Source organism: Megasphaera sp. UPII 135-E, assembly GCF_000221545.1.
Taxonomy (GTDB): Bacteria; Bacillota; Negativicutes; order Veillonellales; family Megasphaeraceae; genus Megasphaera; species Megasphaera hutchinsoni.
Map to the genome: position 1 here is coordinate 1 of NZ_AFUG01000023.1, position 5,941 is coordinate 5,941.

Genomic DNA, 5,941 nt, shown 5'->3' on the forward strand with positions numbered 1-5,941 from the left:
TAGTAATTAAGTTATTACTTATCACGCTTTTTTTTATTTACGGAGAACCTTGATGTTACGTATAAATATCAATACATGTAGCAGAGGCAATTAATAATACGTGGTACCAATTCGAATATACTCTTTGTTAATAAATAAAAGCATTTGTGAGAAACTCATCGACAGATGAGTGTGCTCATAAATTTGGTAGAACATAGGAATGGAATTGCATTTTTATTCTCTTTAGAATAGATAATTTTTTTTATAAAAGCATTTAAAATAATACTTATATAATTGAAAAGTATAATTGAAAAGGTTGTATACTATTAAATGCTATTATATAATAGCATTTAATAGTATTTATATGACTTCTTAGTTAATAATGTAATAAAAGTATTGTTTAATAAAAGGGATTTTGTGGAGGGAAAAATAATGAACAAAATTTACAAAGTTATTTGGAGTAAAGTAAAACATTGCTACGTAGTTGTTTCGGAAATTACCAAGCGTGACGGGAAAAGTGTGTCCCCGACGGGACTCCTTGCCCGCAAAGCGGCCGTCTTGGCAGTCATGGCTTTGTGCGGCGTAAGCACCGTTTTGCAGACAATGCCTGTCCGGGCCGATAATATATATGATTATCTTCCTAAGTATATTGACCAGGATAAAAATAAACCTGCTCCATGGGATAGTGCTCATACGGTGACAGATGCAGATTACGGGGCGTTTGGAGTGTTAGGTAAAAACTGGAGAGTTGGTTTTCTTATGGGGCTGATCAGCGGTGATACAGTTTCCGGAAAGAGTGACTTGGCAGAGGAGTTGAAGCATAGAACAGCCATAGGAAATCGATTTCGTGTATTTGGATTCGGAGCAACGGCATATGGTTATGGTACTCATGCAGTAGGTGAAGGTTCATTGGCAGTCGGACATGCTGCAACGACAAATGGTAATGAAGGTACAGCAATCGGTTATTATGCGAAAGTTTTGAAAGGACAGGGAACTGTTGTCGGGGCTCATAGTTGGGCAAATGACCAAGCTGTAGCACTTGGTGCGGATGTACGTGCACAGGGGTATGCCTCCATTTCTATCGGTAGTGATGATGCAGATCCGAAGGCTTTCACCGGAAGTAAGTTTTCGGATAAATTACCGGAAAACACCATAAGAGAAATTTATAAAGACATGATAAAAGATAATCCTCATTGGTTTAAAAATAAATATATGATAGATGATGCCGGTAATGATAGACGTGTATGGTCGCCGAATTATGCCGCCGGGGAGGCATCTATCGCTATCGGCTCCAGAACAGTCGCTTTAGGAGACGCTTCTACGTCTATCGGCGTGTTGGCTATGGCATTGGCAGACAGATCGACCGCATTAGGCGTTCGTTCTTTGGTTAGTTCCGGCGCTAAAGGCGGTATGGCACTTGGTGAAGAAAGTCGTGTTATGAGTAAAAACGGTTTGGCTGTCGGGAATAAGACCTATTCCAGTGGAGACGGCTCGCTGGCGTATGGATATGATGCGAAAGCTCTCGGTGCTAATTCTATTGCTATCGGTCATAATGTCGGTGCCAATGCGATGTTAAACAGTGAAGCTCAAAATGCCATGGCGAATGTTCTTCTATATAACGGAGAAGGGAAAATTAAACCTCCCAGTACGAGATTCGATACTACGCAAGATAGAATTACCTATCTGGAAAAAATGATGGCCGCCTATGATAAAAAGAACAAACAATGGGTTGATGATGAAGGTAGCGTGCTACGTCAGTGGAAAGATGGAAACAACGGTCCTGATAGAACTGAATATAGAAAAAAACAGGTTCAAGTGGGACCTAAACGGTGGAGTGATAATGCGATTGCTATCGGAAGACGTACGTATGCGCTCGGCGATAATTCCTTAGTTTTAGGTTCACTTTCACTGGGTACCGGCAATAACTCATTGAACGTCGGTCATTTTACCTATACTAAAGGAGAAAATTCTGCTGCTATCGGTGTGGAATCTGCTGCCGTAGCAGACAATTCTATGGCGATAGGTGTGAGATCTTTTGCCAATTTGACGAATTCTATTGCTGTCGGTGTAGGCAGTAAGACGGATTATACCGAAAAAGATTTGGCGCAAGACGCTTGGGCACCGCGTAATGCCATTACCTTCCCGTCATCCACACAGGTAGGTGTTGTTTCTGTCGGAAAAATCGGCAGTGAACGTCGTATTTCCAATGTAGCCGGCGGGTATCGTGATACGGATGCCGTGAACGTGTCCCAGCTTCGCAGTTTGGAAGAACGTTTATCCAGCGTTCTGCCGGAGGACTCGGATCTTAATCCTTTCAGCTACTTGGCGGTAGATAAAATGAATGGAGATTCAAAGCAGGTTGTTCCTCTGCAGAAGAAAGAGATGAATTATCGGAAATATGTTAATTACCGCATTAAACAGATAGAATTACAGGTTAAAGAAAAAAATCATGAAAAAATTGATGAAACATTCAAGGATCGGATTAAGAATGTAATAACTAATTTGGAAAACGACACCTCTAATAAGACGGGGGTTGATAATTCCGGATTAAGAGGAAAGAATGTTGACACTATTCTCCAAGAGTTGAAAAATGCTTATCCGGAATTGAATGTAAAGGATACGAATGACGTTATTAACAAATTGAATGAATGGAAGAAAGGAAAACTGAAAGACAGCTTAAAGAAAGCACTGACAAATGATGAGCAGAAATTTATAGAATCTACAAACTATTTAAATGACGGTGCGAAGGGAAAGGATGCCATTGCTGTCGGTTACAAAGCACAGGGAACGGCGGATAATTCCGTTGCTATAGGTAAGGATAGTCAGGTTACGAATGCACCGGGCGGTATAGCTTTGGGAGCTTTGTCAAGAGGTACAAGAGCCGGCGGACAGCGTGCATATGATTTCGGTAAGAATACTGTATATGCTAATGACGGTGATGCAGGTAAAGGAATCGGCGGACTACGTGCCAATAAATCTACTTCCGGAGCCTTATCAATCGGCAGTGATTCGATTACTCGTCAAATCACGAATGTAGCAGGCGGTAGCGAAGATACGGATGCCGTCAATGTGGCACAGTTGAAGCAAGTTAATAATAAGATAAATGGTGTAGATAATAAGATAAGTGGTGTAGATAACAAGGTAAATGATGTAAACACTAAGGTAGAAGGCAATATCGGTTTTAATATCGAAGGAAATACCGGCGGACAACCGTGGGTGTCGGCAGGAACAAAAGCCAGTCAAAAAGGAAAAATTTCTCTAAAAATACGAGGTGGAGATAACGATAGTAATATTAATGTAGATCTTGGAAGGTCTACGAATGATGGTTTTGATACCATTGAAGCCAAAATTAATTTGAATCATAATTTGAATAAGTTAGAAAGTGCTACGTTTACCAAAGACAAACGGACGAGTACGCTTAATCAGGACGGCTTGACCATCGGTTCGGGTAAAACGGCTGTCGCTTTGACCAAAGACGGACTCAATATGGGCGGTCAGGAAATCACGAATGTCAAAGAAAGTACGACCGTCACCAGTGCCGCCACAGTAGGACAAATAAATACGGCGAAAAACGAACTGAAAACAGAAATCACAACGGCACAAAATACGGCGACTGCGGCAAATTCAACTGCAACTCAAGCAAACTCTACGGCAAATACGGCAAATTCTACTGCAAATACGGCAAAGTTAACGGCAGAACAAGCAAAAGGTGCAGCAGATAAAGTAAATAAAGAGCTTGCTGCGTATAAGACGGAAGTTACGAAAAATTTGAATAATAAAGCCAATACCGGTTTAGACAACTTGACACAAAGCGGAAAAACGGTTGTTAAAAACTTGGCGAAAGAACAAATTGACAGTACTGTTACAGAAACTTTTGTGACCGGTAAGGTAAAGAAAGGAAGTGTCACATCTAAGACATTAACGGTTACCGGTGATGGTAAGGTTGTTGGTGCTGATTTGACATTGGACATCAAGGACAAGGCAATTTCTAAAGGCAAATTAAGTGATGAATTAGTTACGGAAATTGAAGGGAAAGCAACAAAAGCCGAAGTAGCAAATAAAGCAGAAAAAACATATGTTGACAATCAATTAAATACGAAAGTTAATACAAGTGACTTTGATACTTATAAGGGAAAGGTGACTACTGATTTAGCTGGAAAAGCTGATGTTGATGGTGGAAATATTACTGCTCCCGGTCAATGGGCAGGAAAACTCGGAACAGGAGCAATTGCCGATAAGGATACGAATCTTGTAACGGGTGGAAAAGTATTTGCTGCGATTAAAGACAAAGCTGACAAGAGTGAACTGACAAATAAAGCCGATAAAGACGCAGGCAATATAGGTGAAGCAGAAAGAACCGCATGGGCAGGAAAACTCGGAACAGGAGCAATTGCCGATAAGGATACGAATCTTGTAACGGGTGGAAAAGTATATGCTGCAATTAAAGATAAAGCTAATACCAGTTTAGATAACCTCACAGAACAAGGGAAAACAAAAGTTAAGGACTTAGCAGGAGAAAAAATTACTGAAACTGTGACCAATACTTTTGTAACGGATAAAGTAACAAAAGGTTCAATTAAATCTGATACTCTTGATGTGACAGGTGATGGAAAAGCAATCGGTTCCGATTTAACTATTAATATTAAAGACGGAAGTATAACAAAAGCAAAACTGAATAATGATTTGAAAACAGAAATTGAAGGGAAAGCAACAAAAGACGAAGTAGCAAATAAAGCAGAAAAAACATATGTCGACAATCAATTAAATACGAAAGTTAATACAAGTGACTTTGATACTTATAAGGGAAAGGTGACTACTGATTTAGCTGGAAAAGCTGATGTTGATGGTGGAAATATTACTGCTCCCGGTAAATGGGCAACTAACCTCGGTACAGGAGAAGTTGCAGCAAATAACGCAAACCTTGTAACGGGGAAAACTGTCTATGATTTCGTGAACCCGATTGAAACAAAAGCAACTAATAATGCAACGGCAATTACCAAATTGAAAACAGGTTTTACGATTAAAGATGCAGGAACGGGAACAAGTAATGTAACATTAGGCGGAGATCCAGCAACGGCAATTACGTTTAAAGCGGCAACGGAAAACACAGAGAATGCCACTTCTTCCTTTGTAGCATCTGTAGATAAGAATAAAAATGTAACATATACATTGAATACGAAAAAATTGAAAGAAGAGTTGGGAATCACCGAAAACGGTGTAGGTACCATGTCTTCTTGGAAGATACAAGCAACAGGTGGAACCGCAACTAATGTAGCTGATGGAGAAACAGTTGAATTCGGTGTATCTGAAGCAGACAAAGGACTCACTGTTACGCAAACAGGAAAGACAATTAAGTATGGTATTGATTCAGAAAATTTAGTTAAAAACATTAATAGTGCTACAACAAAAATAACCAATGTAGCCGGTGATAAGATTGATATCAGCAACAATAGTGCTATTACGAATATTACTAAATCTGACGGATTGCTCTCAAATAAAGCAGATAAAAATGCAACCAATATTGATGCCACAGCTAAGGCTAAATGGGCAGAAAAACTCGGTACAGGAGCAATTGCAGAAAATGACGCAAACCTTGTAACGGGGGGCACAGTTCAAGCTGCATTGAAACCGGTAAGTGATAAAGCGGATAAAAATGAAACCAATATTACGACTTTGCAGAAAGGATTTACTCTCCAAGATGCCAATAAGACAGTCGGTCAACAAACAGTCACAGCAGGAAGTACGGTAAAGGTAACAGGAGATAAATACGTTACAGCAACAGTGAATGATACCGGTCTGACACTGGGGCTTAATGAAGATGCTCTGAATAGCCAAATCAATACGCAGATTACAAGCAACAGTACCGTAACGGGTAAGATGTCTGCATGGAAACTCAAGGCTACCGGTGATAAAGCAGAACAAGAAATCAAAGACGGAAACACCGTTACCTTTGACGTGGCAG

General features: G+C 40.1%; 1 protein-coding gene. It reads left to right on the forward strand.

Features of this window, described 5'->3' with window-relative positions; all coding sequences use genetic code 11:
* Positions 1-411: 411 nt before the first annotated feature.
* A partial coding sequence (locus HMPREF1040_RS03660; protein ID WP_007392574.1) for an ESPR-type extended signal peptide-containing protein occupies positions 412-5,941 on the forward strand: 5,530 nt, incomplete at its 3' end.